This is a genomic window from Cellulomonas sp. P24 (assembly GCF_024704385.1).
Lineage (GTDB): Bacteria > Actinomycetota > Actinomycetes > Actinomycetales > Cellulomonadaceae > JAJDFX01.
This window is the reverse complement of the sequence record NZ_JAJDFX010000002.1, coordinates 2,531,429-2,556,879: the sequence shown is the minus strand read 5'-3', so window position 1 is coordinate 2,556,879 and position 25,451 is coordinate 2,531,429. Positions and strand designations below refer to the sequence as shown.

Below are 25,451 nucleotides of genomic sequence, written 5' to 3'. Positions count from 1 at the left end.
GATATTCCGACAGCGGAATATCAGTGTCATGGGAATTGGAGTCACCGGCGCCGCTGATCAGCTCGGCGTCAGCACGCGACGCGTACGCGCGCTCATCGCTGCGGGCGCTCTGCGGGCCGAGCGGGTCGGCGGCACCTACGTGCTGGACGAACGCGAGGTCGACTCCTTTGCGGACCGCGACCGCCCCGGCCACACCCGGGCGATGTCGCCGCGGATCGCCTGGGCCGCTGCGGCTCTGATCGATGGCGACACGCCGACCTGGATCCGCCAGGACGAGCTCTCCAGGCTCAGGGCACGGTTGACGCGCACACCGTCCACACCGGGCGCGTGGCACGCCCAGATGCGCGCAGTGGCGGAGTCCCGTCGCACCTGGCGAGCCGGCAGTGAGCAGGTCGCCGCACTGATGGCCGACCCGGCAACCCGAAGAACGGGGGCATCGGCGACGAACCTTGTCACCGACCTGCTTGTCGGGACAGCGAGTGCGTCGGTCTGGGTCCCCGACCGTACGCACCTCGAGAGGCTGCGTCGGGACCTGGGGCTCATCCCCGCCGAGTCCGGCAACGTGACAATCGCTGTCCCTGCGGTCCCCGACCTGCCGTCATGGGGGACGGACGGCGAGAACGTCTACCGCCTGATCGTCGCCACCGATCTGCTCGCCGACACCGACCCGCGAGCCACGGCGGCCGGCCGCGCACTCCTGGAGGCGATCTCCTCGGAGCTGGCACGGCCTGTGCGATGAGCGATGTCACCCTGGTCGACACCATCGCCCGCCTCACCGTGGTCGGTGTCGAGGTGATCCGGCACACGCTCGACGGTGACATCTCGACGGGCGATCGCACGAAGGCGCTCGCCACCCTGCTGAACATGGTTCGTCAGGCGCCCGCGACCCATGCCGACCGCGCCGCGTTGCTCGACGGCATCCAGGCGTTGGGAGACGATGTTCCGACGGGCCAGATCCTGGCGGCGAGCCGTCTCTTGCGGACCTACGCTCCCCGCTTCCCCGACAGCGGGACTCAGGTGGAGCTACCTACCCTGGACCCCGTACTCACTGGGGCGATGGAGACGGTCTTCGCGCTCGATGCGGCTGTTCCCGACCCGTGGACCCTGGTCGGTGGCCTGATGGTGATGCTCCACTGCCTCGAGCACCAGGTTCAGTTCACCCGAGCGACCGGCGACGCCGATCTCGCCGTCGGCGTCTTCACCCACCGGGACGCGCTGAGCAGGCTGACCCAGCAGCTCCGCCTTCTCGGCTTCGAGGACATCACGCCGGCTCCGCTCGCCGGCGGCAGTCAGCTGTCCTACCGGTGGGCCAAGGCGAAGGTGGCAGTGGACCTCATGGTGCCCGAGGCGGCCAACTCCCAGGACCGGGTACCGATCGCCGTGAACCGACGGCCCGCCGTCGAGCTGCCCGCCACCCAGCAGGCTCTCGCCCGGTCAGAACGTGTCCGGGTGACGATCTCGCGCGGTCCGGAAGGGACCGTGCGCCGACCGAACCTGCTCGGAGCGCTGATCATGAAGGCGTCCGCGGCCGTCACGGACCGGCGCGAGCCCGAGCGGCACGTGGCCGATCTGGTTGTGCTCTGCCACGCGGTGGCTGTCTCTGGACACGTCTCCGCGTTTGCCAACCAGCTTCGACCGAAGGACCTCGCACGGCTGCGCAAGGCCCGCGCACGGCTCACGATGCGGGACTGGCGCCGGTCCTCCGCGCCCGACGAGGCGCGCGGCGCCCTTGACTACCTCGTCGACGACTCCGGCCTCGGGGCACGGCATGTCTGACCGGCGCACGCTCGTGGACACGAGCAGCAGTGGCGGCAGACCCTAGTCGACCAGCCCGATGCGCACGCTGTAGACCGCCACCTGGACCCGGTTGCGCAGGTGCAGCTTGGTCATGACCCGGCCGAGGTGCTTCTTCACGGTCGCCTCGGAGACGCACATCTGGCGGGCGATCTCGTCGTTGGACAGCCCGTCCACGAGCAGTCGCAGCACGTCCCGCTCCCGCGGGCTGAGGGACTCCCGCCCGCCCGACGGCCCGGTGGCCGCGTGAGGGCCGACGCCGCCGAACTCGGCGAGCATCTTCCCGGCGATCGCACCCGACAGCGCCACCTCGCCCCGGAGGACGTCGACGAGGAAGTCGTGCAGGCGCTCGGGTGGTTCGTCCTTGCTCAGGAACCCGTGCGCGCCGTTGCGCAGCGCCTCGAACACGTCCTCGCCGAGCGTCGACATGGTCAGCATGACGACCTTGGTCGCGGGCTGAGCCATCCGGATCTGGCGGGTGGCCTCGACGCCGCCGAGCACCGGCATCCGGACGTCCATGAGCACGAGCTGGGGCTGGAGCCGCCGGGAGAGCCGGACGGCCTCGTGACCGTCGCCGGCGCTGCCGACGAGCTCGAAGTCCGGCCATCGGCTGATCAGTGCGGCGAGGCCCTCGCGGAACAGCGTGTGGTCGTCGGCGATGAGGACCGTCGCCGGTCCGTCGTGAGGTTCAGACATGACCGGGGACCTCCAGGGTGACCCGGCGACGCTGTCCGATCGGCGCCTCAGCGACGATCAGCGTCCCACCCCCGGGGACCGGGTTGATCGTCAGGCTGCCGCCGATCTGCTCCATCCGCTGCCGCATGATCAGCACGCCGAGACGCGAGTCCGGGACGCTCTCCAGGTCGAACCCGACGCCGTCGTCCTGGATCTCGAGGCGCATGAGGGTCTGCGCGTAGCCGAGCCGGATCTGCACCTGGGTCGCCCGCGCGTGCAGCACGACGTTCGCGAGGGACTCCTGGAGCACCCGGAGCAGCTGCGCGGACACGGCGATCGGCGCCTCGTCGTCGACCTCCGCCGGGCACGTGCAGGAGAACGCCACGGGGATCTGCCACTGCTTCTCGAACTGCCCGATGCGCTCCGTGACCTGGTCCACGAACGCGCCCTCGACCATCTCGGCGTCGGCGCGCAGCCCGAGCATCTGATGCCGCAGGTGCTTGCGGAGCGCCGTGACCCGGCGGTCGAGCTGGTGGATGTCCTCCGCGAGGTCACCCTCGAGGCCGGCCGCGTCGAGCTTCATCGTCTCGACGAGCAGGCCCAGGCCCGCGACCTGCTGCGAGAGGTCGTCGTGCAGCTCCTCGCTGAGCCGTCGGCGCTCCTCGAGCGCGCCCATCTCCCGCTCGCGGCCGAGCACCTGCCACCGGTAGAGGGCGCTCCCGAGGATGCGCCCGGCGACCGCGCAGAACTCGAGCTCCTCCTCGGTGAGCCGCCGGGGCGGGTCGAAGGTCAGCAGGACCGCCCCCAGGTGACGCCCGTCCGCGTGGATCGCGACCACGACGCCGACCTCGCCGAACCACGCCTTGAAGTCGTCCGGGAGGATCCGCCACGCCTCGCTGTCGAGGTGGTCGGCGGCGCACACCGGCCACTCACCGTCGTTGATCCACGGTTCACGGAGGTGCGTGTAGGCGGGCATGCTCGAGAAGTCCGGCTCCAGCGCCGCCCGTTCCCGCGCCCCGCCGACGAGCTCCAGCTGCGTCCCCGTCGGGTCGACGAGGAACGAGGGCGCGAGGGTCGCGCCGACGGTGTCCCGGATGATGCGCACCGCGGCGACGAACGAGTCCATCCGGTCCCACGACCAGATGAGGGTGTCGTTGATGCGCACCAGCTCGGCCAGGTAGCTGCTGCTCTGCTGCACCCTTCATGGTCTCCCGCGGGGCGTTCGGGTGACCAGGGACCGAAGGCCACCCCCGCTCCGCACGCCGGCGTTCAGTCGTCGAGAGGCTCCCACCCGTGGTCCGCGAAGAAGTCGGACACGAGCCGCTGCACCTGGTCCACCGGCACCCACGTGGGGTCGACGACGTCGGCGGCGACGGACAGCACCGGCACGCCGATCTCGCGACAGGTCTCCCGCACGAGCCCGACCGAGACCGACGGATCCGTGCGCCCTACGCGCCCCGCGCAGCGCCGGTGCTCGGGGACCAGCACGCAGTCGACCCGGTAGTCGGCGACGGCCCGCGCGACGTCCGCGGCGAGGACGGTCCCGGCACCACGCGCGTACCGGTTGGTCGGCACCTCGCGGAGGTTCCGGCGCGCGAGACCGTGCAGCATCGAGTCCAGCGACGTCGTGTCGATGTGCCGGTAGGCCACCGCGTCGCCCTGGATCCCGTTGACGACGCTCGCCCCGTAGGTCTCGGCGAGCCACGGGCCCAGCTCGTTGGGCGGCCACGTGCCGTCGAGACCGGCCCAGTACACCCGGATGCGCTCCTCGGGGATGGCGCCGCGACCTGCCTCGACGGCCTCGCGCGCGACCGCGACCGTCGCCTGGAACAGTGCGGTGACCTGCGGGTTGCCGGCGTTCACGTGCTGGGTCGCGTTCCAGCCGAGCTCGGGGACGAGGAACGGTGGCATCGGGGCCGGGACCGCACGCTGCAGCTCGCACAGCTCCTGCCACCACCGCGTCGCCCGGTTGACCTCCTCGCACACCCGTCGGAGGCTCCCCTCGGTCAGCACCCGCCCGGTCAGCTCCTCGAGCCAGCCGACCATCCGGCGCAGCTCCCCGACGAACGCGTCGACGTCGGCGTCGGTCGAGCCGTCGGGCGCGTCCGCGACGAACACCGGGATGCCGCTCCACTCCGGGGTCCGCCGCCACAGCTCATGGACCGGGGCCCGGGGGCCGCGCGGCTCGAACGTCGCGACGATCCCCGTCGGCGTCGGCACCAACGCGTCCGTCACCGCCAGCACCGCCTGCCGGACCAGCCCGCAGGTGTCCTCGGGCCACACCCCCTCGGCGGCCCGCTCGAGGTCGTCGGTGAACGGCTGGTTGGCCAGGAGCATGTCCACCGGGCAGTAGACGTCGATGCCCATGGCCGCGGCGATCTCCGTCGCGTTCCCGTGCCAGCTCGCCAGGAGTGGCGCACCCTGCTCGGCGGCGGCGATCACCGCGTCCACCTGACCCAGGACGATCGCGAAGAAGCGCGCCATGAGCGGGTTGGGCTCCGGGCCGTCGGTCATGAGGCCGACGAACCGCTCGAAGCGGCGCCGGTACGCGTACCAGCGGGGGAGGCCGCGCGGAGGTTCGACGACCGGATCGGCGCCGGGCACGGTGGTCATGTCAACGGACCCCCTCGGCGAGCGTCTCGACGACGGCCCGCGCCCGCGGTGCGGTGGCACGTGCGATGTCGGCTGCCACGTTCGCGCCCTTCTCGCGGCAAGATCTGGACGCCGGTCCGCCGGCCGAGCTCACTCGACCCGCGTGGGCCAACACTGCACGGTCCCGCCGGGCGACCTGGCCGGACAAGCACCGACCGTCTACAACCGGGTATCCGATCGGATACAGCCGCAGGTCGACGTACGTCGGCACCTGACCACCGGTCCGCGTCGCGCCGCTGCGACCCGTCTCGCTACCCTCGACTCCGGTGCGTGGATGCTAAGACGACTCCCGCACCTCGGAATCGGTGGTCACGGAGCAGCGAGTGACACACTGACAGGCACAGGAGCGGCGCTGGGGATCCGCGTCGGACGAGGGGGACGCCGTGACGTGGGCTACGCAGCTCGTGCGCCCGCTCCGCCGCGCGGTGGTCGCCGGGTGGGACACGCTGCGCCCGCACGTCGGGGCCTTCGCCGCCGTTGGCCTCTACCTCGTCGCGGTGTACCTGATCGGACGCCGGTAGCAGTACCGCCCCGCGACTGGTGGCGCACGCCCAGGGGATCGTGGGCGTCGCCTGGTCCGCCACGGCATCCCCGAGTTGTGTCGCGTCAAGCGAAGGCGGCGATCGAAGGTGGGCATGTTTCGCTGAATCGCGGCAGAAAGCCGCCAGGCGTGCTTGACTAAGCCGGTGCGTAACGACCTTGAGCATGCTGGAGACGTGGCCGGGATCCTGCAGCTTCTCCGCGATCGCCAACCCCGAACACGGGCCGAGCTCGCGCAGATGACGGGCCTGGCGCGCTCGACCGTCGCCGCACGCATGGAGGTGCTCCTTGCCTCCGGCCTGGTGAGCCCGCTCGGTGAGGCGCTCTCGACGGGCGGTCGACCACCGACGGTCTTCGCGTTCAACCCGTCGTCTCGGATCATCGCCGCCGTGGACGTGGGTGCGACGCACGTGCGGGTCGCCATCACCGACCTTGCGTCGACGATCATCGTCGACCGGCTCGAGACGATCTCGATCGAGGACGGCCCGGAAGCCGTGCTCACGAACGTCGCGGGCATCACCCAGGAGCTCATCGCTCAGAGCGGCCGCCAGCTGTCCGAGCTCGCCGGGGTCGGGGTGGGGCTCCCCTCGCCCGTCGACCACGCCACCGGGCGGCCGATGAACCCGCCGATCATGCCCGGCTGGGACGGTGCCGATGTCGCCGGCTTTCTCACCGGGCTGATGGGTGGTGCGCCCGTCCTGGTCGACAACGACGTCAACCTGATGGCGCTGGGCGAGCATCGCACCGAGTTCCCCGACATCGACCACCTGCTCTTCGTCAAGGTCGCCACCGGGATCGGTGCGGGGGTGATCATCGACGGCGCCATCCGCCGAGGTGCCCAGGGCGCTGCGGGCGACCTGGGCCACATCGCCGTCCCGGGCGGCCGACCGGTGATCTGCCGGTGCGGCAACACCGGTTGCCTCGAGGCACTGGCCAGCGGGCGGGCGATCGCCGCCGAGCTCACGGCCCTCGGTTCGCCGGCCAGCTCGAGCGGCGACGTCGTCGCGCTCGTGCGCTCGGCCGACGTGCGCGCATCCCAGCTGCTCCGTGAGGCCGGTCGGGATCTCGGGCGGGTGCTGGCCACCTGCGTGAGCATGCTCAACCCGTCGGTCATCGTCATCGGTGGGCAGATGGCCGAGGCGGGCGAGCACCTCCTCGCCGGCATCCGCGAGGTCGTGTACGGCAGGTCGCTGCCGCTGGCCACGCAGCACCTGCGCATCGTCACCAGCCGGACGATGGGCCACGCGGGCGTGCTCGGCGGCAGCACGATGGTCGCCGACCACGTCCTGTCCCGAGAGGGCTTGAGCTCCCTCATTTGACGCGCGACTTGCACCTTCAGCGCGTCGAGTGACAAACTTCTGACGAAGATCGACAAATCTCATCGAATGGCCGCACGCCGACCCGTTCGGCGCGAGCCGCGGTCACCCGCTGAGAGGAGCACGCCGCGGCCCATGCGCGCCGTGGACCACCCGTCAAGGAGGACACCATGAAGCACCCCGTGCCGCTCGCGGGATTCATCCAGATCGCGATCGTCGTCGACGACATCGACAGCGCGCTGGACGCCTGGTGCGAGCTGCTGGACGTGCCACGTCCGGACGTCCGCGTCGACGAGGCGACCCCCAACCCGAACGAGACGTACCGCGGCGAGGTCGCCGCCTACGCCCTCAAGCTGGCGGTCATCGACTGCCAGGAACGCGGCTTCGTCATCGAGCTGCACGAGGCGGACCAGAACCCGTCGACGTTCCGCGAGTTCCGCGACACCCACGGCCAGGGCGTGCATCACATCGGCTTCCAGGTCGGCGAGGCGAGGGACGCCGTCATCGAGGAGCTCGAGGGTGCCGGCTACGCGATGCGCACCATCGGCATGTACCCCGGCGGCAGCTGGACCATCGTCGACTCCGAGGCCAAGCTCGGCGTGAACCTCAACATCAAGCCTCACCCGTGACGGACGGTGCCGGGGAGGACGGCGCGCCTCCCCGGCGCCTCAGAAGACCGCGTCTCCCCGGCGCCCTCAGAAGACGCTGTAGCCCCCGTCGATGGTGAGCACCGAGCCGGTCATGAAGCTCGAGGCGTCGCTGGCGAGGAACACCACCGCCGGCCCGAGCTCCTCCGGCTCCCCCGCACGGCGCTGCGGCGTGTCCTCGATCCAGTACCGCTGGTACCGGGGCTCGTCGACGGGGGACATGTCGGTGCGCATGTAGCCCGGCGCCAGCGCGTTCACGCGGACGTTCGACGGCGCCCACTCGGCGGCGAGGCTACGGGTCAGGTGGTGCACCGCCGCCTTCGACGCGTTGTAGGCGGGCTGCCACTGCGGTCGGTTCACGATGGCCGCCGACATCGACCCGACGTTGACGATCGAGCCGCCGCCCTGGTCGATCATGTGCCGTCCGAAGACCTGGCTGGCGATCCACACGCCGTCGAGGTTGACGTCCATGACCGCGCGCCAGTCGTCGTCGGTCACCTCGGCTGCCGGCTTGTGGATGCATGCCCCGGCGTTGTTCACGAGGACGTCCGCCCGGCCGAACGCGCTCACGGTCTGCGCGAGGACCTGCTCGACGTCCGACCGCCGCGTCACGTCACCCAACGCCACGATCACCCCGACCCCGAGGGCGCGGAGCTCCGCCTCGACCTCGACGGCGGCAGCGGCGTCGCGACCCACCACCACGATGTTCGCGCCCGCCTCGGCGAGCGCCCGCGCGAACGCTCGTCCCAGCCCCCGGGTCGCCCCGGTGACCACAGCGGTACGCCCGGTCAGCACGAACGTGTCCAGAACACTCACGGTCTCTCCTCGGTGTGGTGAGCCCCGCTGCTGCGACGACTCGGTGGTGTCGCGGGCGCCGTCAGCTCGACCGGACCGTGGACGGGTGTCCGCTACTCGATGTCGTCGGGCCGCGGCCCGAGCCGGGCGCCCCGGTCCAGCGCCGTCATCGCCGCGAGCTCGGCATCGTCGAACGTGACGTCCGCCGCACCGATGTTCTCCACGATCCGTGACGGGGTGACCGACTTCGGGATCGTCACGATGCCCGACGCCAGGTGCCAGCCCAGCACGACCTGCGCGGGCGTCGCGTGGTGGGCCGCGGCGATCCCGGTGACCGTCGGGTGCCCCAGGAGCTCGACGCCTCCCTTGCCGAGGGGTGACCACGCCTCCGTCGCGATGCCGAACTCGGCGTGCACCGCACGCAGCTCCCGCTGCTGGAAGAACGGGGACAGCTCGACCTGGTTGACCGCGGGAACGACGCCCGTCTCGTCGACGATGCGCCGCAGGTGGTGCGGCTCGAAGTTCGACACCCCGATCGACCGCACCCGCCCCTCCTCGCGCAGCCGCACCAGGGCCCGCCAGGTCTCGACGTAGCGGTTCGTGCGCGGGCACGGCCAGTGCACGAGGTACAGGTCGAGCGTGTCGAGACCGAGCTTGCCCATCGACACGTCGAACGCCGCCAGGGCCTCGTCGTAGCCGTGGTCGCCGTTCGCCAGCTTGGTCGTGACGTACACGTCGTCGTGCTCCGGACGGTCGAGACGGGCGATCGCACGCCCGACCGCCGCCTCGTTCTGGTACCCGGCCGCGGTGTCGACGAGCCGGTACCCGGCCTCGTAGGCCGCCAGGACGGCGGCCTCGGCCTGCTGCTCGCTCATCTGGAACACCCCCAGGCCGAGCTGGGGGATCGTCCTGCCGTCGTTCAACGGCACAGCCCGCACGTTCATCACGGTCTCCCTGCGACGCCGGGCATCAGGACTCGATCGGGTAGGACACGAACGCGAACGCCGTGCTGTCCGGGGCCCAGCTCGGGACGTTCATGGTGCCCTGACCGCCGAACAGATGGGCGACGTCGCGGATGCTCCCGTCTGCCTCGATCAACCGCACGATCACGTCACGGTCCTCGGGGTGGCCCAGGGTGCCGCTCTCGAAGCTGACGTAGGCGATCCGCCGGCCGTCCGGCGAGATGTGCGGGAACCAGTTGACCCGCTCGTCGTGCGTGAGCTGCTCGAACGTCGCGCCGTCGACGGACATCCGGAACAGCTGCGCGTGCCCTGGCTCGGTCGACGCACGCTCGGAGTTGACGTAGATCCACTGCCCGTCCGGGCCGAACTCGGAACCGTCGTAGGCGAAGGGGTCGTCGGTCAGCCGGACGTCGGCGCCGCCGGCCGTCGGAACCGTGTAGACGTCGGTCGTCACGGACCCGTCGGGCGCCTCGAAGAGGCCGATGTACGCGAGCGTGGCACCGTCCGGGGAGATGCCGTGCAGGAAGTGACGGAAGCCCGGCTCCGCGTCGTTGGACACCCGCCGGGGCACGCCCGTGGCGAACGGCACCGCGTGCAGGTGCCCGTCGTCCGCCGAGACGTAGACCGTGCTCCCGTCCGGGCTGATGACGTGGTCGTTGTTGATCGGCGGGATGTCCCCGAGCGGGATCTCCTCAGGCTCGCCGCCCTCGACCGGGATGCGGAACAGCAGGCCGTCACCGTTCACGACGAGCCACCGCCCGTCCGGCGTCCAGTTGGGCGCCTCGAACAGCAGCTCCGAGGACGAGTGCACCAGCCGGGTCGTCCCGGTGGTGAGGTCGATGACGTGCAGGTCGGCGCGCTGGTGGGCGCGCAGGGTACGTGGCGGCATGGTTCCTACTCCTGGTTGCTGAATGCGGCATCGAACGACTGGGCGGGCGGCTGCCAGAGCAGCGAGCGCACGAAGTCCAGGGCTTCTGCGGCCCCGTGCAGGCGGTCCATCCCCGCGTCTTCCCACTCCACCGAGATCGGCCCGGTGTAGCCGATCGAGCGCAGGGCGCGGAACGCGTCCTCCCACGGGACGTCGCCGTGCCCGGTGGACACGAAGTCCCAGCCCCGGCGCGGGTCGCCCCAGGGAAGGTGCGAGCCGAGGACGCCGGCCCGGCCCGTCTGCGGCCGCAGCCGGGTGTCCTTGCAGTCGACGTGGTAGATGCGATCGGCGAAGTCGACGATGAAACCGACCGTGTCGATGCCCTGCCACATCATGTGGCTCGGGTCCCAGTTGAGACCGAAGGCCTCGCGGTGGTCGATGGCCTCGAGCGTGCGGACGGTGCTCCAGTAGTCGTAGGCGATCTCGCTCGGGTGCACCTCGTGGGCGAACCGCACCCCCTCGGAGTCGAACACGTCGAGGATCGGGTTCCACCGGTCGGCGAAGTCCTGGTAGCCGGCGTCGATCACACTCGTCGGTACCGGCGGGAAGAGCGCGACGTACGGCCAGATCTTCGATCCGGTGAAACCGACGACGGTGTCCACGCCCATCGTGCGTGCGACCTGGGCGGTGAGCTTCAGCTCCTCCGCCGCACGCTGACGCACCCCCTCGGCGTCACCGTCGCCCCAGACCCGCGAGCCGACGATCGCCTGGTGCCGGAAGTCGATCGGGTCGTCGCACACCGCCTGGCCCTTGAGGTGGTTCGAGATCGCCCAGACCTTCAGCCCGTACCGGTCGAGCAGGTCGAGCCGGCCCTGGAGGTAGGCGGGGTCCTCCGCCGCGCGCCACACGTCGAGGTGCTCGCCGGAGCAGGCGATCTCCAGCCCGTCGTAGCCCCAGCGGCTCGCGTGGGCCGCGACCTCCTCGAGCGGCAGGTCCGCCCACTGGCCGGTGAAGAGGGTGACGGGATGCGTCGCCCTCGTGCTGGTGTCCTTCATCGCTTCCCCGTTCGCCTCGCTCATGCCGTCACACTCTGCTCGGTCTGCTCGGTCTGCTCGGTCTGCTCGGTCTGCTCGGTCAGATAGGCGACGCTGTCGCGCAACGCCTCGAAGACGTCGCCGGCGAAGTCGTCGAGCTCGACGACCCGCTGCGCCTGGGGGGCGGCCCCGATGATCGCGGCCACGTCCAGGCTGCCGGCGCCGACGGCCACCTGCTCCCGGACGTCGAGGGTCGCGGGACCGTCCTTGACGTGCAGGAACCGCACCCTGTCCCCCAGCCGCCGCAGCAGCGCGGCGGGGTCGACCCCACCCGTCTGCGCCCAGTAGGTGTCGACCTCGAGCACGACGGCGTCGTCGAGGTACCCCGCGAAGCGCTCCAGGGCGTTCACTCCGCCGATGATGCTCTGCAGCTCCCACCAGTGGTTGTGGTAACCGACCTGCAACCCGCGGTCGGCGGCCTCGGCCGCGACGGCGTTGAGCGCCGTCGCCGTTGCCCTGACCCCCGCGACGTCGGCCCACTGGTCGGCAGCGACCATCGATTGGATGACCGTCCGCATCCCGATCGCCTCGGCGGCGTCGAAGACGCGCGACGTCTCCTCGTCGAGGAGCGAGGCATGGCCCGACGGCGCACGGAGACCGCAGGCCGCCAGCTGCGCGACGTACTCCTGCGCCTGGTCGACGAAGTCGAACAGCTCGACGTCCCGGAAGCCGAGCCCCGCGATGCGGGCGAGGGTTCCCGGCAGATCCTCGGCGAGGGCGGTACGAACCGTGTACAGCTGCACCGAGAGCTCAGAGCGCGACATCGTGACTCCTTGTCGGGCGACGGACCGGGGACGGTTCGTGCGCCGCATGGCGGACGGGGGTGGACGGTGGAACGCACCGACGGCGGGCATCGGGACGAGGTTCATGACACGGGTTCCACCCACGACCTCGACCGCACGGAGTCGAGCACAGCCTCGGTGAGCCTGGCCGCACGGAGGCCGTCCTCGAAGAGGGGCAGGCCCCGCGGCACGGCGCCACCGACGGCGGCGTAGACGTCCGCCACGAAGCCGTTGAAGCACTCCTGATAGCCCTGGGGGTGTCCGGCGGGGAGTACCGAGAGTCGCTGGGCGTCCTCCGACAGGCCCACCGCGCCGCGATGCACGAGCGTCGTCTCGTCGCGGCCGCCGATCCACAGCGTCTCCGGCAGCTCCTGGTCGAACGCCATCGACGTCTCCGCCCCGTCGATCGAGATCCACAGCCGGTTCTTGCGTCCGGGGGTGACCTGGCTGACGACGAGCGAGCCGATCGCACCGCGGTCGGTCTCGAAGATCAAGGTCGCCGCGTCTTCCGTCGCGACGTGCTGCGGCACGGCCCCGTCCCCGGAGCTCGTCCGCTCGGGCACGGCCGTGACGAAGTTCGCCGCCAGGGAGACGATGCGGTGGCCGGTGGCGAACTCGACGAGGTCGCACCAGTGCACGCCGATGTCGGCGAACGTCCGCGAGGCCCCGCCGATGGCCGGGTCGACCCGCCAGTTCTGGTCCTTGGCGGTCGAGAGCCAGTCCTGGAGGTAGGACCCGTGCACCAGGTGCACCGGGCCGCCTGCACCCGACGCCACCCGCGCCCGGGCCTCGCGCACCGTCGGGTAGTACCGGTAGATGAAGGGCACGGCCGCGACCACACCGGCCACGCGCGCCAGCTCGACGAGCTCAGCCGCATCGGCGGCCGTGGTCGCCAACGGCTTCTCGCAGATGACGTGCTTCCCGGCTTCGAGCGCCAGTCGCGCCAACGGCGCGTGCAGGTGGTTCGGCGTGCAGATGTGGACGACGTCGACGTCGGGCGAGGTCACGAGCTCCTCGGCCGAGGCGGCCCCGCGCTCTGCGCCGAGCCGCTGTGCCGAGTCCTCGATGCCGTCGGCGGTCGCGTCGGCCACGGCCACGAGGGTGCCCCCGGCGGCGCGCACGGCGCGGGCGTGGACCTCGCCGATGAATCCCAGCCCGATGATGCCTGAGCGCATCGACGACGTCATGCGCGCGCGAACGCCGCCGAAGGTCGGCGCCGTCGACCGCGAGTCAGGCATGACGTCATCTTTGCGCGGCGACCATGCAAAAGTCAAACTTCTGTCGGCGTATCTCGGAGCCTCTGCCGCGGATCGCGCCTCTCCGTCACCCGACTCGTCGTCGCTCATCGGACGTCACCGGAGCCGGTCAGGAAGCTGCGGAACCACGTCCCGCTCCGCTTGAGCGTGCGCTTCTGGGTCGAGTAGTCGACGTGCACGAGGCCGAACCGCCGCGAGTAGCCCCACGCCCATTCGAAGTTGTCCATGAGCGTCCAGGCGAAGTAGCCCTTCAGCGGCAGCCCCTGCTGCAGTGCCGCCGAGCACGCCATGACGTGCTGCTCCAGGTAGCGGCGCCGCGCCTCGTCCTCGACCTCGCCGTCGACGACCGTGTCGGGATACGCCGAGCCGTTCTCCGTGATGTACAGAGGCAGGTCCGGACGGTAGGCGTGAGCCATCTCGAGCACGTCGACCATGCCCTCGGGATGGATCGGCCAGCCCATCGCGGTCCGGGGTGCCCCCGTGTCGACGAACAGCACGCTCTCGCTGCCGGGATACGTGAGTCCGGCCGGCTCCCCGACGACCTCGGCGCCGATCGGCGGGTCGGCGACGACGTGCCTGCTGTAGTAGTTGATGCCGAGGAAGTCGATCGGCGTCGCGACGTCGGCCGCGTCGCGCGTCGCATGCTCGGCGAACCACTCCGTCTCGCCCAGGTCGGCGAGCACGTCCTGCGGGTAGCCACCGGTCAGCACGGGCTGCAGGAAGAACCGGTTGACGAGACCGTCGATGCGACGCTCGGCATCGCGGTCCGCCGCGCTGTCCGAGGCCGCCCGCATCGAGTACAGGTTGAGCGTGATGCCGACCTTCGCCTCCGGGCTCGCGGCACGGATCGCCGGGACTGCACGCCCGTGCCCGAGGAGCAGGTGATGCGCGGCACGCGCCGCGTGCGCTCCCACGGTCCGACCCGGCGCATGGATGCCGCCGGCGTAGGAGAGGAACGAGGAGCACCACGGCTCGTTCAGCGTGATCCAGTCACCGACGACGTCACCGAGCTCGGACGCCACGAGTCCCGCGTACTCGCCGAACCGCTCGGCGGTGTCGCGCTCGAGCCACCCGCCACGGTCCTCGAGAGCCTGCGGGAGGTCCCAGTGGTACAGCGTGGCGTAGGGCGTGATCCCGCGCCCGAGGAGCTCCTCGGCCAAGGTTCGGTAGAAGGCGATCCCTGCGGGGTTGACCGGGCCGGTGCCGTCGGCCTGGATGCGCGACCAGGCGATCGAGAACCGGTAGGAGTTGACCCCGAGGTCGGCCATGATCGCCACGTCCTCACGGAAGCGGCGGTAGTGGTCGTCGGCGACGTCCCCCGTCCTGCCGTCCGCGATGGCGCCGGGCACCCGGGTGAACGTGTCCCAGATGCTCGGGCCCTTCCCGTCGACGTCGGGGGCGCCCTCGATCTGGTAGGAGGCCGTGGCCGTGCCCCAGGCGAAGTCGGCGGGGAAGTCCCCACGATGGGCTGTCATGCAGATGCGCCTCCTTGGCGTCGGGATGAGGACCGCGGCCGGGCTGGTCGCCTCGGTGCGGCGGGGGTGGCAGCGAGCCGGTCGCCTACCCCGCGTCGAGCCAGTTCTCCGGGGCCGGGACGAGCGTCTCGAGCTCGTCCCAGAACTCCGGGGAGAGGTCGACCCCCACCGCCTCGATCAGACCGTCCAACCGGCGCCGCTTGCTGATGCCGACCACCGTGAGATGCACCCGTTGGTCACGCAGCGAGTACTGCAGGGCGGCCGTGGGCAGGTCGGTACCCCAACGCGTGCACAGCTCCGCCATCCGGTGCACCGCCTCGAGCGTCGCCACGGAGGCCTGCTGGTAGCCGTACCGGGAGGAGCCGCCCGACGGGTCGGCCAGGATGCCGCCGCCGTACACGGCCGCATTGACGACCCCCAGCCCCTCGGCCTCGGCACGCGCGACGAGCTGCTCGGCGCTGCGGTCCACGACCGTCAGCCGGCTGTGCACCAGCACCGCGTCGAACACACCGAGGTCGAGGTACCGCGACAGCACCCGGGTGTCACCTCCCGCGACACCGATGTGCCCGATCGTCCCCTCCTCGCGCATCCGCACGAGGGTCTCCACCGCTCCGCCGCGCGACGTGAGGTCGTCCCAGTCGTGGAACTCCGGATCGTGCAGGTGCACCAAAGGAAGGGTGTCGAGGCCGAGTCGCTCACGGCTCTCCCGCACCGACTCCCGCACCCTGCGGCCCGAGTAGTCGCCGTCTCGCGCATCGACCTTGGTGATGACGAGCACGTCCGGCGGCAGGCCACCGGCCCGGGCGATCCCGGCCCCGATGCGTCGCTCGCTCTCCCCGTCGGAGTAGCCGTTGGACGTGTCCAGCACGCGGATCGGGCTCGCGAGCACCGCCTCGACGAGGTCGACCGCCTGATCCTGCGAGACGGAGTACCCGAACGCCTCGGGCATGCTGCCGAGCGGTCCGCCACCGACGCCCAGCGCCGTCACCTCGAGGCCGGTACCGCCGAGTGTCCGCACCCAGCCGGGCCCACCGACCCGCACCTCGATCACCGGCCCACCATCACGGGGAAGTCGTCGGAGGCGACGAGCACACGTCGCCCGTCGACGATCCCGACCTCCGCCCCGGCCACGACGCCCGGGGCGCCGTCCAGCTGCGCCGCCGCGAAGCCGTAGGTGTCCGTGCGCGGCGGTGCCGGCCAGACCTCGACGTCGAAGGTGAAGACCTCGATCACCGTGTCTCCACCCTTGAGGTAGTCGATCCGGAAACCCCTCGGGTCGTCCCGGAAGTGCAGCGTGCCGCTGTGCCGGAACCCCAGCGGCCGGTAGGTCGCGACGGTCGTCGCAAGGTCACGGCTCGTCACCCCCACGTGATCGAAGCGAGGACGGGTGGGAACCGGCAGCGCGCGCTCGGCGGCCACGGCCGCGGCGTCGACGACGTCGTGATACCTGAGGTGGCCCTCGACGACCTCCAGCACCGTGCCGTCCGGGTCGTAGAAGAACGCGATCCGGACCTCCCCCACGGCATCGACGGGCTCGAGACGGAGCCGGACGCCGGCCGCCCGCAACTGTGCGACGAGCGGGTCGACGGCCTCGACCTTGAACCCGAGGTGCCGAAATCCGAGAGACCTGTCGTCCTCCTGCCACGGGCACGCGGCGCCGTCGGCGAGCAGACGCAGCTCCAGCGTCGCGGTGACCAGGTCGAGGACAGCCCTCTCCGACGTGGGTTCTCCCGTGACCACCGCGCCGAGCAGCCCGGTGTAGAAGTCCACCGAGCGCGCGACGTCCGCGACGTTCAGCACGAGGTTCGTGACGGCCATGGCCTTCTGCTCTCTGTCGGTGCGCGATCGCCGGACCGCACGGATGGGACGGGCTCGGCGGGTGCCGACCACGCCGCGAGGTCGGTCAGGACGCCCAGGGCCGGCGCGTCGTCCGCACCGCCCGGCCCGTGGCGAGCGACTCGTCGATCGCCAGCGCGAGCAGATGGTCCTGGCACGCGTCGGCGAGCGGGTAGGGCGCCGGTCCTCCGTCGCGCACCCACGCACCCATCCCGGCCAGCAGCGAGGCGACGGCGATCTCGTCGTCGGCCAGCCGACCGCCCTGCCACGCGTTGCGGTAGACGACCTTCCCCTCGAAGGCGATGTGGTCCAGGTCGAATCCCTCGAAGTTCATGTCCCGCCCCGTCTGTCGGCGCACGAGGTCGGACTCCAGGACCGTCTGCGTGTCCGTCACGTGCACCACGTGGTCGGTGACCAGCTCGCCGTGGCTGCCACGCACCAGGATCCGGTTGGACCGCAGCTCGTTGTGCCACTGGTTGTCGGTGAAGTCGTACAGCCCGCTGCGGCCGTCGCCGAAGTCGTAGTGCGCGAGCAGGTTCCACGACGGCTGCGGCGTCAGATCGCCCGTCCAGCCATCTCGACCGATCGGGCTCGCCAGCCCGAACTCCGTCCGGAACGCCGTCACCGCGGCGTCATCGAAACCGACGCCGAGCATCGCTCGCATGAGCGCCATCGCGTGGTACTGGTGCGTCGAGGAGACCTGGACGTTGCTCACCGCACCGAGCACCCCTGCATCGATCAGCCGCAGCCGCGCAGCGTGCCCGGGGTAGAGCGGGTACTGCTCGGCGACCTGCACGAGGCCGGACGCGCCCACCTGGGACCACAGCTCGACCAGACCTGGCACGTCCGGGGCCGGGGGAGTCTCGCTGAGCACCGGCAGGTCGAGCGCCACGGCCTCGCGAGTGATCTGCGGCGCGACCGACCACGGCACCGCCGCGACGACGAAGTCCGGCCGCTCGGCCCGCACCGCGTCCGCAAGCGTGCGGAACGACGGCGTGTGCCACTGCTGCTCGGCCCGCTCGCCTCCCTCGGCGGTCCTGGTCACCACCCCGGTGACCCGCAACCGCTCGGGGAAGAGCTCGGCGAGCCGTCCGAAGATGCCCGCCCGCCAGCCGTTGCCCACCACGGCGTAGCGGATCGGCTCCCGAGCCGCCTCCCGGCCCGCGCCCTCGGGCGCCGCACCACCCAGCACACTCACGATCTCGCTCCCGTCGTCGTCACGCGCACACTCACCGGAACCCGCACTACTTGATCGCGCCCGCCGCCATGCCACGCTCGAACTGCTTCTGGAGCGAGATGTACGCGACGATCGTCGGGATCGCCGTGATCACGGCCGCGGCGAGGACCTTCGGGGTGTCGTCGTTGTACTGGCGTCGGAAGAACTCCGGCAGCAGGGTGACGACGCCCATGTTGTCGTTGATGAGGAACACCTTCGGGAGCAGGTACGAGTTCCACGAGTTGATCAGCACCAGGATGATGATGGCCGTCGCCATCGGCCGCGCGAGCGGCACGAGGATCGACCAGAAGAACCGCCACGTGTTCGCCCCGTCGAGCCGGGCGGCCTCGAACAACGTGTCAGGGATGCCGTCCATGTACCCGCGGGTCAGGAGGACCGTGAACGGCACCTGCAACGCGGCGATCGGCAGGATCACCGACCAGAAGGTGCCCATCATCCCGAGCTTGACCGCGGTGGCGTACAACGGGGCGATCAGGACGACCTCCGGCAACGTCAGCGCCGCCATCATCATCCAGAAGAACACCTCCTTGTGCCGGATCCGCAGCTTGGAGAAACCGAAGGCGCCGGCCATCGTCGCCAGGTAGATGATGGCGATGGAACCACCCGAGACGATGGCCGAGTTGCGGAAGAACGTGAGGAATCCCGGCACCTCGAGCACGGCCAGGTAGTTGCCCCACCCGCGCCCCTCGAGCGATCGGGCCACCATCGTCACAAGCGGGATGAGGAGCGGGATCACCGCGATGGTGACGAGCACCTGGAGCAGAACCTGCGCCCATCGGGTTCGCGTCTCAAACATGTCCGGCCACCTTCTTCTTCGACCTGCGGGCGCCCGTCGGGCTCTTCTCGCGGGAACGCAGCTGAATCGCGATCGAGATACCGATCGCCATCACCAGCAGCAGGATGGACAGCGCCGCCGCGTACCCGAGGTTCCGCGACGAACCCGCCGTCTCTGAATAGATCATCGTGCCGAGGAACTCGGACGAGTGAGCGGGGCCACCCTGGGTGAGCAGCCACGGCGTGTCGAAGAGCTTGAGCGCCGTCATGAAGTTGAGGATGCCGAGCGACACCGTCACCGAGCGCACGTTCGGAAGCACGATCGACCTCAGCATGCGGATGTTCCCCGCGCCGTCGATCCGCGCCGCCTCGATCATCTCCGGCTCGATCTGCCCCATGGCCGCGAAGTACAGGATGAAACCGAATCCGATCGCGCCCCAGCACCCCGCCATGATGACGACGAACAACGCCGTGGTGGACTGCCCGATCCAGCCCTGGGTCCAGGAGTCGAGGCCGATCGCCCGCAAGATCGCATTGAAGGTGCCGTTGGTCTGCCACACCTCGATGTGCGCCGGCGCCATCGTCGCCGGGGCCACCACGACCGGGACCACGATGATGATCTTGTAGATGTTCGCGAGGTAGACCTTCGAGTGCATCGCCGCCGCGAAGGAGAGCCCGCCGACCACCTGGACGGTGAAGATGACCACGAAGTAGATGAGGACGTTCCGGATGGCGATCCAGAACACTGGGTCGGAGAGCGCCTCCTGGTAGTTCGCGACACCCACCGACGTCATCTTCGCCCGGCCACCTGGCCAGTCGAAGAAGGAGAGATACCCCGAGTAGATGATGCTGTAGTAGATCAGTCCCACGGACAAGATGAAGCCAGGGAGGATCCACTTCAGACCACCCGGGACGAGGTGGGTGGCCCCTTGACCGAGCCACCCACCTCGCTTTCCACCCGGCTTGGAATTCAGTGAACCTGCCGACCTCGCAAGGTTCGCCATCACGTATGAACTCCAGTCCTGTCGAATGACCTACTTGACGCCGACGGTGCTCGCCACCGATGACTTCTGGAGCTGAGCCGCGATGTCGTCGATCGACATGGTGATCGTCGGGTCGAGGACCTGCTGGATGGCGAGAACGATCGCGTCCAGCGTGTCCTGGGTGGTCTGCCACTGGCGAGACTGCGTCGTCTCGTTGCTCGCCGCGATCAGCTTCTCGATCGCAGGCTTCTGCGTCGCCTCGTCAACCAGGCTGATGGCGTCCCAGCTCGGCGAGACCCCGCCGAGTGACGGAAGCAGGTCGAGCGCGTTCGCGACGTTCTGCTGACCGGTCTTCGACATCGTCATCCACGTGACGAAGGTCTTCGACGCTCCGATGTTCTTGGAGTCAGCATTGATCGCCAGGCCGTAGTCGGCCTCGCCGAAGTACGCGGAGCCGTTGCCGTGCCCCGCGACGTCCGGGAACTCGACAGGAAGCTGGACGAAGCACGTGGGGTTGGTGACGCCGGCACTCTCCATCGCACTGACGCACGACTCGCTGCCCGCGTACTGGGTGTACCAGAACCCCATCTGCACCATCGCCGCGTCGCCCTTCATGAACTCCTCGTTGGCCAGCGGGTACTGCCCGGCGTCGAGGACGTTGGAGGCGATGATCCCGTCGTCCTTCATCTTCTTGAAGATGTTGAGGGTCTCGATGCCCTGCGGGTCGTCCCACTTGGCCTGGCCGACGGCTGCCTTGAGGAAGAACTCGGGGTCGACGGAGTTGGCGACCGAGTGGAACATCTCGGTCGGGAAGGTGTCCGCTCCGCCGGCGCCCATCGTGAAGCACTTCTTGCCGATGGCCGAGATCTTGTCGCAGGCCGCGAGCCACGAGGCGTAGTCGGTCGGCACCTCGGCGCCGGCCTCGTCGAAGATGCCCTTGTTGATCCACACCATGCCGGCGGACATGCCACCCAGCGGCAGCGACACCACACGGCCGTCGGAGTCGGTCAGCTGGCTGACGTAGTTGGCTCCGAACTGCGACTTCCAGTCCGTGCCAAGAGTCGCTTCGGCCACGGGGGCGAGGTCGAGAGCGTACGGACCCCAGGTGTCGGGGGAGCCGCCTGCGGGCGAGAGGTCGAAGACGTCCGGGCCCTGACCGGAGTCGAGCGCTGGGGTGAGGGCGTTGCGGAAGTCGACGTTCTCGAAGTTCTTGTAGGTGACCTTGATGTCCGGGTACTCCTTGTTGAACTCCGCGATGTACCGCTCGGCCACCGGCGTGTCGGGCGTCCAGCCCCACCAGCTGACCTCACCGGACGTGGCGGCGGTGGCCTCGCCGCTACTGCTTCCACCTGCATCGCTGCCGGAACATGCCGCCAGCGTCAGCGAAGCACCAGCGATCGCGGCGACCACCGCTGCCTTGCGGGTTCGAAGCAGACCCATTCCGCGGTTTGCCATGACGTCCTTCTCTCGAGTAGGCCCACCTCGTCGTAGGGGCCGATGCCAGCCAAAGTAACAGTGCCCGTGTCGAAACTCTAGGGTCTTTCGCTGGTCGAGATACAAAAGTTACATAGCCGGGAGCCGATAGGCACGAGCGGGCCGGGAGTAACCCGGATCGACGGGGGCAGGGACGGCCGTCGCGAGAACCAGCGAGCGACGACGGACCGGCCTCCCGATCACCACGGGGCGCGGACGGCGCACGCACGTGGTCGCCCTGCTGCACCGACGTCGGTCGGGGTCAACGTTCGCCGGCACCTCGACACGCACCCGAGGCCGCTCTCCTCGCCGCAGGCGGACCGGTCCCCACACGCCGAGGAGACCGCTCGACGACACCCGTCGTGAGCGGAGGCTGATCTCGCCTCTGCTCGGTCAGCGCTCGCAGTCGATGCCGTCGTGATCGGCGTCGCGGTACCAGTCGTACTCGGGATCGATGCCCTGGCGGTACGGGCCGTACCCGGCCTTGATCGCGGCCTTGCAGGTCGGGAACCGGGGGTCGGTGTTCACCGCCGGAGCAGGTGCCGGGGCCTCGGCCGGAGCCGGTGCGGGCGGGGGTGCCGCAGCCGGCGCGGGCGCGGGTGCCGGCGCGGCGGCCGGAGGCTCAGGCGCGGGAGCGCTCTCGGTGGGCGTCGCCTCGGTCGGCGTTGGCTCGGGCGGTGCGGTGGTCGGGACCGGGGCCGCAACGGTCGGACTCGCCACCCGCGACGTCGACGTCAGAACCGCCGTCGGCGTCGTCGCTCCCGCGTCGGCGCGACACCCGCCCAGAAGCGCCAGCATCGCTATCAGTGTCGCGACATGCGCGACCGAACGTCCCCTGCCCCCGGTGATCACCCCGACGTCATCGACACGCCCGGCCACCCGCATGAGCGTCGGACGCCCACCCTTACTCGCGAGCGGCGACCGCCTCGCACACGACGACCGGGATCCGCCGCGACGTGCGCGACTCGTACCGTGCGTATCCCGGGTTGTTCTTCACCGCGAGCGCCCAGAGCCGTTCACGCTCGGCACCCTCGGCGGTGCGGGCCGTCATGGCGAGCACCTGGGCCCCGCGCTGCACCGTCACCTCGGGGTGCGCGACGAGGTTGAGGTACCAGGCGGGGTGGGCGTCGCCGCCGTTGTTGGACGCGATGAGGATCAGCCGGTCGCCGTCGGGCGTCGCGGCGAGGGGCGTCGTGCGCGTCTGTCCGCTGACGCGACCGGTGGTGCTGAGGAGCACCTGCTCGAGGTGACCGAACCGCCCGAGCAGACGCCCACGCGTGGCCCGGTACACACCCTTGTGGAGGGCGACGAACATCAGCTGCGTACGACTCAGTCCCATGCCCAGACCCTAGCTGCGTCCCCTGAACCCCCTCCCCCCCTCACCCCGCCCGGTCCGGTCCCCGGTCCGGTCCGGTCCCCGGTCCGGTCCGGTCCCCGGTCCGGTCCGGTCCCCGGTCCGTCAAGTGGAGCGAAGTGCAGCGACACGCCCGCGTGTCGCTGCACTATCGCTCCACTTGACGGAACAGGGGTGGGGTCAGGCGTGGGGGTCGGGCATGCGCCAGACGGCGTTGCGGTCCGACGGGGTGCCGGCGGTGCGCGCGAGCAGGGCCGGGACGTTCCGGGCGCGGTAGTCGTTCACGGCCAGGGACCGTGAGATCGCGGCCAGGTTGACCGGGTCGTCCAGGGCCTCCGGGTCCCAGGCGGCACCACCGAGGTGGTCGACCACCGTGCTCGCGAGGGCCAGGGTCCCGCCCGGCTCGCGGACGAGCTCGAGCACGCGGAGCTGCTGCGGCCAGTCGACCAGCGACGACGTCGTGATCTCCCACAACCCGCCGTCACGGTCCGGCGCCTGGTGCCACACGTGCGTGTGCGCGTGGACGTGACCGGCGAGCCACGCGACCACGCCTCGGTGCCGGAGCAGGAGCCCGAGGACGTCGTCCGCCAGGTGCCGTCGCGGCGAGCCGTCAGGCGCGTAGGGGTTCGTCAGCGTCCATGAGGGGTGGTGCGACGTGATCACCACGTACCGGCCCTGCGCGCGGTCGAGCTGGTCGGACAGCCAGGCGAGCTGCGTCGCGTCGACCGACCCCTGCCACCCGCCGTGCGGGTTGACGGTGTCGATCGCGATCACCCGCACCTGCCCGATGTCGCACACCCAGGCGTTCCCGTGCCCCGCGACGCGACTCGCCCCGTGCTGGTCCGTCTCGGCGAGGGCCGCCGCGAAGTCCCCGGGGCGGACGAGGGCCCGAGCCGGGTCGGCGGTGACGGTCTCGCGCGGTGACGAGGCGTCGTGCGTGTACCTCGCAGGGCCGATCGGCGCGGCACCCTCGAGGACGACGAGCGGCGTCTGGCCCACCGCGAGGTCGACGATCCGCTCGTCCCCGGTGGCGAGCCTGCGCAGCTCCGGGTCGGGCGCGACGGTGCCCTGCAGCAGGGCGTCGTGGTTGCCGTGCACGCTGTACCAGGGCAGACCGGCACCGGGAGACAGGACGCGTGCCCGCGCCGCCTCGACCAGACCGGGCACCGCGGGGTAGCCGTAGAGGGCCGTCGGACGATCGGGCTCCTCACCGACCGGCGCACCGTCCGGGTGCCAGTACGACGACGACCACACGGCGTCGACCGCACCGACCCAGCCGCTGTGCCGCGGGTCGCCGCTGCGTGGGTCCAGGACACCGCCGGCCATCAGCGACGTGTACCAGGCGAGCTCGTTGCGCTGCGCGTTGTCGGTCATGTCACCCGTGACGATCACCGCGTCGAGCGGGGCACCCGTGACCGGCGCCCGGTCGAGCCGCTGCACGGCCTCGAGCGCGGCGGCCGCGACCTGGACCGTGAGGATCTCCTGCGGACGGTAGGTGCCGATCGTCCCGAGGCGCCCGGCGTACGGGGCGCCGGGGTCACCGTGGCGGTCCAGGTACTCCTGCCGCACGGGCGACTCGGCATCGCACAGGTGCAGGTCGGACAGGTGCACCAGGCAGGCGAGCGCCTCACCCGCGGCGTGCGGCGCGTCCCCGTGATGGGCCTCACCGGGACCGACGACGAGCTCCGCCCAGCCGAGCCGTCCCGGCTCCCCCCGCACGAGCGTGCGCGCCGCCGTCGTCGCGAGGGCATCAGCCGTCGTGGTGCCGGTCGAGGCGCTCGCGAGAACATCGGGGCGGGTCCCGACGGACCCGCCGACCTGCCCGCCGTCCCGCGTCGTGCGTGCGGTCACTGCAGGACCACCGCACCGGCTCCCGGACGGACGCTCACCGCGACCGCGTCGCCCACGGTCAGGCCGTCCGCGGCCTCACCCAGCACGTCGGCCGTCACGAGCCCCTCGGTCGGGTGCTCGATCACCGCCCGCGTGAAGGCCCCCAGGAACGACAGCGCGACGAGGCGCGCGACCGGTCCCGCGCCGGACTCCGCCCGGTTGACGTGCAGCTGCTCGGGCCGCACCACGGCATGCTTCGGTGCCGTGTCGACGGCGGCGCCCTCCCCGGCGCCGCGGTCCGCGGCCGTGTCACCGACGGCCTCGACCTTCTCGCCCAGGACGAACCAGGCGCCGTCGACGGTCCGCTCGGCGGACAACCGGTTGACGGTGCCGACGAACCCGGCGACGAACTGCGACGCGGGCCGGCTGTACAGCACCCGCGGCGGGTCGATCTGCTCGAGCAGCCCCTCGCGCATCACGGCCACCCGGTCGGCGACGGCCATCGCCTCGTGCTGGTCGTGCGTGACGAACACCGTCGTCACGCCGACCTCCTGCTGCAGGCGGCGGATCTCGTCCCGCAGGTGCTCACGCACCTGGGCGTCCAGCGCGGACAACGGCTCGTCGAGGAGCAGCAGCCGCGGCTCGGTCGCGATGGCTCGCGCGAGAGCGACGCGCTGGCGCTGACCACCGGACATCTGGTGCGGGTACTTGTCCGCGTGCTTCTCCAGCCGGGTCACGGCGAGCAGCCTATCGACGGTCTCAGCGGTCTCCACGGCACCCTTGCGGCGCACCTTGAGACCGAACGCGATGTTCTGCCGCCCGGTCAGGTTGGGGAACAGGCTGTAGTCCTGGAACACCATCCCGAACCCACGGTGCCGCGGCGAGACGCGCGTCACGTCCTCGCCGTCGACCAGGATGTGCCCCGCATCGGGCTGCTCGAAACCGGCGAGCAGGCGCAGCGCGGTCGTCTTGCCGCAGCCCGACGGGCCGAGCAGGCAGACCATCTCCCCCGACTCGACCCGCAGGTGCAGGTCGGCGAGGGCGACGGTCGTCCCGAAGGTCTTGCGTACACCGATCATCTCGATCGTGGCCATGAGGATCCTCCTCG

The 25,451-nt window shown here is 70.7% G+C and carries 25 protein-coding genes; 5 read left to right on the top strand and 20 right to left on the bottom strand.

What is annotated here, in order from left to right:
• Positions 1-28: 28 nt before the first annotated feature.
• Positions 29-739: an excisionase family DNA-binding protein gene (locus LJB74_RS11915; RefSeq protein WP_259308733.1), complete on the top strand. Its 711-nt coding sequence runs from the start codon at positions 29-31 to the stop codon at positions 737-739.
• Positions 736-1,776, top strand: coding sequence for a hypothetical protein (locus LJB74_RS11910; protein WP_259308732.1), 1,041 nt, complete (start codon positions 736-738; stop codon positions 1,774-1,776). Before LJB74_RS11915 ends, LJB74_RS11910 begins: the two co-directional genes overlap by 4 nt.
• 42 nt (positions 1,777-1,818) lie before the next feature.
• On the opposite strand, the gene LJB74_RS11905 is transcribed toward LJB74_RS11910, so the two are convergent.
• The 3 genes from LJB74_RS11905 to LJB74_RS11895 form a co-directional block, all read right to left on the bottom strand.
• A complete protein-coding gene (locus LJB74_RS11905; RefSeq protein WP_259308731.1) occupies positions 1,819-2,490 on the bottom strand; it encodes a response regulator transcription factor in 672 nt (223 codons plus the stop codon).
• The gene (locus LJB74_RS11900; RefSeq protein ID WP_259308730.1) at positions 2,483-3,667 is read right to left on the bottom strand and encodes a sensor histidine kinase; all 1,185 of its coding nucleotides are present in this window, start codon (positions 3,665-3,667) and stop codon (positions 2,483-2,485) included. Before LJB74_RS11900 ends, LJB74_RS11905 begins: the two co-directional genes overlap by 8 nt.
• Positions 3,668-3,738: 71 nt before the next feature.
• Positions 3,739-5,082, bottom strand: a complete 1,344-nt coding sequence (locus LJB74_RS11895; protein WP_259308729.1) for a 2-hydroxyacyl-CoA dehydratase family protein — start codon at positions 5,080-5,082, stop codon at positions 3,739-3,741.
• 422 nt (positions 5,083-5,504) lie between these two features.
• Between LJB74_RS11895 and LJB74_RS11890 the strand changes: the two genes are divergently transcribed.
• The 3 genes from LJB74_RS11890 to LJB74_RS11880 all read left to right on the top strand — a co-directional run bounded on the left by LJB74_RS11890 (position 5,505) and on the right by LJB74_RS11880 (position 7,606).
• Positions 5,505-5,642, top strand: coding sequence for a hypothetical protein (locus LJB74_RS11890; protein WP_259308728.1), 138 nt, complete (start codon positions 5,505-5,507; stop codon positions 5,640-5,642).
• A gap of 195 nt (positions 5,643-5,837) precedes the next feature.
• Positions 5,838-6,980, top strand: coding sequence for an ROK family protein (locus LJB74_RS11885; RefSeq protein WP_396125159.1), 1,143 nt, complete (start codon positions 5,838-5,840; stop codon positions 6,978-6,980).
• 167 nt (positions 6,981-7,147) lie between these two features.
• The gene (locus LJB74_RS11880; protein ID WP_259308726.1) at positions 7,148-7,606 is read left to right on the top strand and encodes a VOC family protein; all 459 of its coding nucleotides are present in this window, start codon (positions 7,148-7,150) and stop codon (positions 7,604-7,606) included.
• Between the two features lie 66 nt (positions 7,607-7,672).
• On the opposite strand, the gene LJB74_RS11875 is transcribed toward LJB74_RS11880, so the two are convergent.
• The 17 genes from LJB74_RS11875 to LJB74_RS11795 form a co-directional block, all read right to left on the bottom strand.
• Complete coding sequence (locus tag LJB74_RS11875) at positions 7,673-8,440, bottom strand: SDR family NAD(P)-dependent oxidoreductase (protein ID WP_259308725.1); 768 nt, start codon at positions 8,438-8,440, stop codon at positions 7,673-7,675.
• Between the two features lie 92 nt (positions 8,441-8,532).
• A complete protein-coding gene (locus tag LJB74_RS11870; RefSeq protein WP_259308724.1) occupies positions 8,533-9,363 on the bottom strand; it encodes an aldo/keto reductase in 831 nt (276 codons plus the stop codon).
• 25 nt (positions 9,364-9,388) lie between these two features.
• The gene (locus tag LJB74_RS11865; RefSeq protein ID WP_259308723.1) at positions 9,389-10,270 is read right to left on the bottom strand and encodes a biopolymer transporter Tol; all 882 of its coding nucleotides are present in this window, start codon (positions 10,268-10,270) and stop codon (positions 9,389-9,391) included.
• A gap of 5 nt (positions 10,271-10,275) precedes the next feature.
• Complete coding sequence (locus LJB74_RS11860; RefSeq protein WP_396125157.1) at positions 10,276-11,328, bottom strand: sugar phosphate isomerase/epimerase family protein; 1,053 nt, start codon at positions 11,326-11,328, stop codon at positions 10,276-10,278.
• A complete protein-coding gene (locus tag LJB74_RS11855; RefSeq protein WP_259308722.1) occupies positions 11,325-12,107 on the bottom strand; it encodes a sugar phosphate isomerase/epimerase in 783 nt (260 codons plus the stop codon). Before LJB74_RS11855 ends, LJB74_RS11860 begins: the two co-directional genes overlap by 4 nt.
• A 101-nt stretch (positions 12,108-12,208) precedes the next feature.
• Complete coding sequence (locus tag LJB74_RS11850) at positions 12,209-13,363, bottom strand: Gfo/Idh/MocA family protein (RefSeq protein WP_259308721.1); 1,155 nt, start codon at positions 13,361-13,363, stop codon at positions 12,209-12,211.
• A gap of 104 nt (positions 13,364-13,467) precedes the next feature.
• Positions 13,468-14,856, bottom strand: a complete 1,389-nt coding sequence (locus LJB74_RS11845; protein WP_259308720.1) for a GH1 family beta-glucosidase — start codon at positions 14,854-14,856, stop codon at positions 13,468-13,470.
• An 85-nt stretch (positions 14,857-14,941) separates the two neighbouring features.
• Complete coding sequence (locus tag LJB74_RS11840; protein ID WP_259308719.1) at positions 14,942-15,907, bottom strand: aldo/keto reductase; 966 nt, start codon at positions 15,905-15,907, stop codon at positions 14,942-14,944.
• Entirely contained in the window at positions 15,904-16,674 is a 771-nt protein-coding gene (locus tag LJB74_RS11835; RefSeq protein WP_259308718.1) for a VOC family protein, read from the bottom strand. Before LJB74_RS11835 ends, LJB74_RS11840 begins: the two co-directional genes overlap by 4 nt.
• An 85-nt stretch (positions 16,675-16,759) precedes the next feature.
• Positions 16,760-17,890, bottom strand: coding sequence for a Gfo/Idh/MocA family protein (locus LJB74_RS11830; RefSeq protein ID WP_259308717.1), 1,131 nt, complete (start codon positions 17,888-17,890; stop codon positions 16,760-16,762).
• A gap of 46 nt (positions 17,891-17,936) precedes the next feature.
• A complete protein-coding gene (locus LJB74_RS11825; protein ID WP_259308716.1) occupies positions 17,937-18,725 on the bottom strand; it encodes a carbohydrate ABC transporter permease in 789 nt (262 codons plus the stop codon).
• Complete coding sequence (locus LJB74_RS11820) at positions 18,718-19,572, bottom strand: carbohydrate ABC transporter permease (protein ID WP_259310350.1); 855 nt, start codon at positions 19,570-19,572, stop codon at positions 18,718-18,720. Before LJB74_RS11820 ends, LJB74_RS11825 begins: the two co-directional genes overlap by 8 nt.
• A gap of 165 nt (positions 19,573-19,737) precedes the next feature.
• On the bottom strand, positions 19,738-21,141 hold the full coding sequence (locus LJB74_RS11815) for an ABC transporter substrate-binding protein (RefSeq protein WP_259308715.1): 1,404 nt from the start codon (positions 21,139-21,141) through the stop codon (positions 19,738-19,740).
• Between the two features lie 411 nt (positions 21,142-21,552).
• Complete coding sequence (locus LJB74_RS11810; RefSeq protein WP_259308714.1) at positions 21,553-21,957, bottom strand: excalibur calcium-binding domain-containing protein; 405 nt, start codon at positions 21,955-21,957, stop codon at positions 21,553-21,555.
• Positions 21,958-22,063: 106 nt separating this feature from the next.
• Entirely contained in the window at positions 22,064-22,498 is a 435-nt protein-coding gene (locus LJB74_RS11805) for a nitroreductase family deazaflavin-dependent oxidoreductase (protein ID WP_259308713.1), read from the bottom strand.
• Positions 22,499-22,693: 195 nt separating this feature from the next.
• Positions 22,694-24,364 (bottom strand): TIGR03767 family metallophosphoesterase, encoded by a 1,671-nt coding sequence (locus LJB74_RS11800; RefSeq protein ID WP_259308712.1) that lies wholly within the window; start codon positions 24,362-24,364, stop codon positions 22,694-22,696.
• Positions 24,361-25,437: an ABC transporter ATP-binding protein gene (locus tag LJB74_RS11795; protein ID WP_259308711.1), complete on the bottom strand. Its 1,077-nt coding sequence runs from the start codon at positions 25,435-25,437 to the stop codon at positions 24,361-24,363. Before LJB74_RS11795 ends, LJB74_RS11800 begins: the two co-directional genes overlap by 4 nt.
• Positions 25,438-25,451 lie beyond the last annotated feature (14 nt).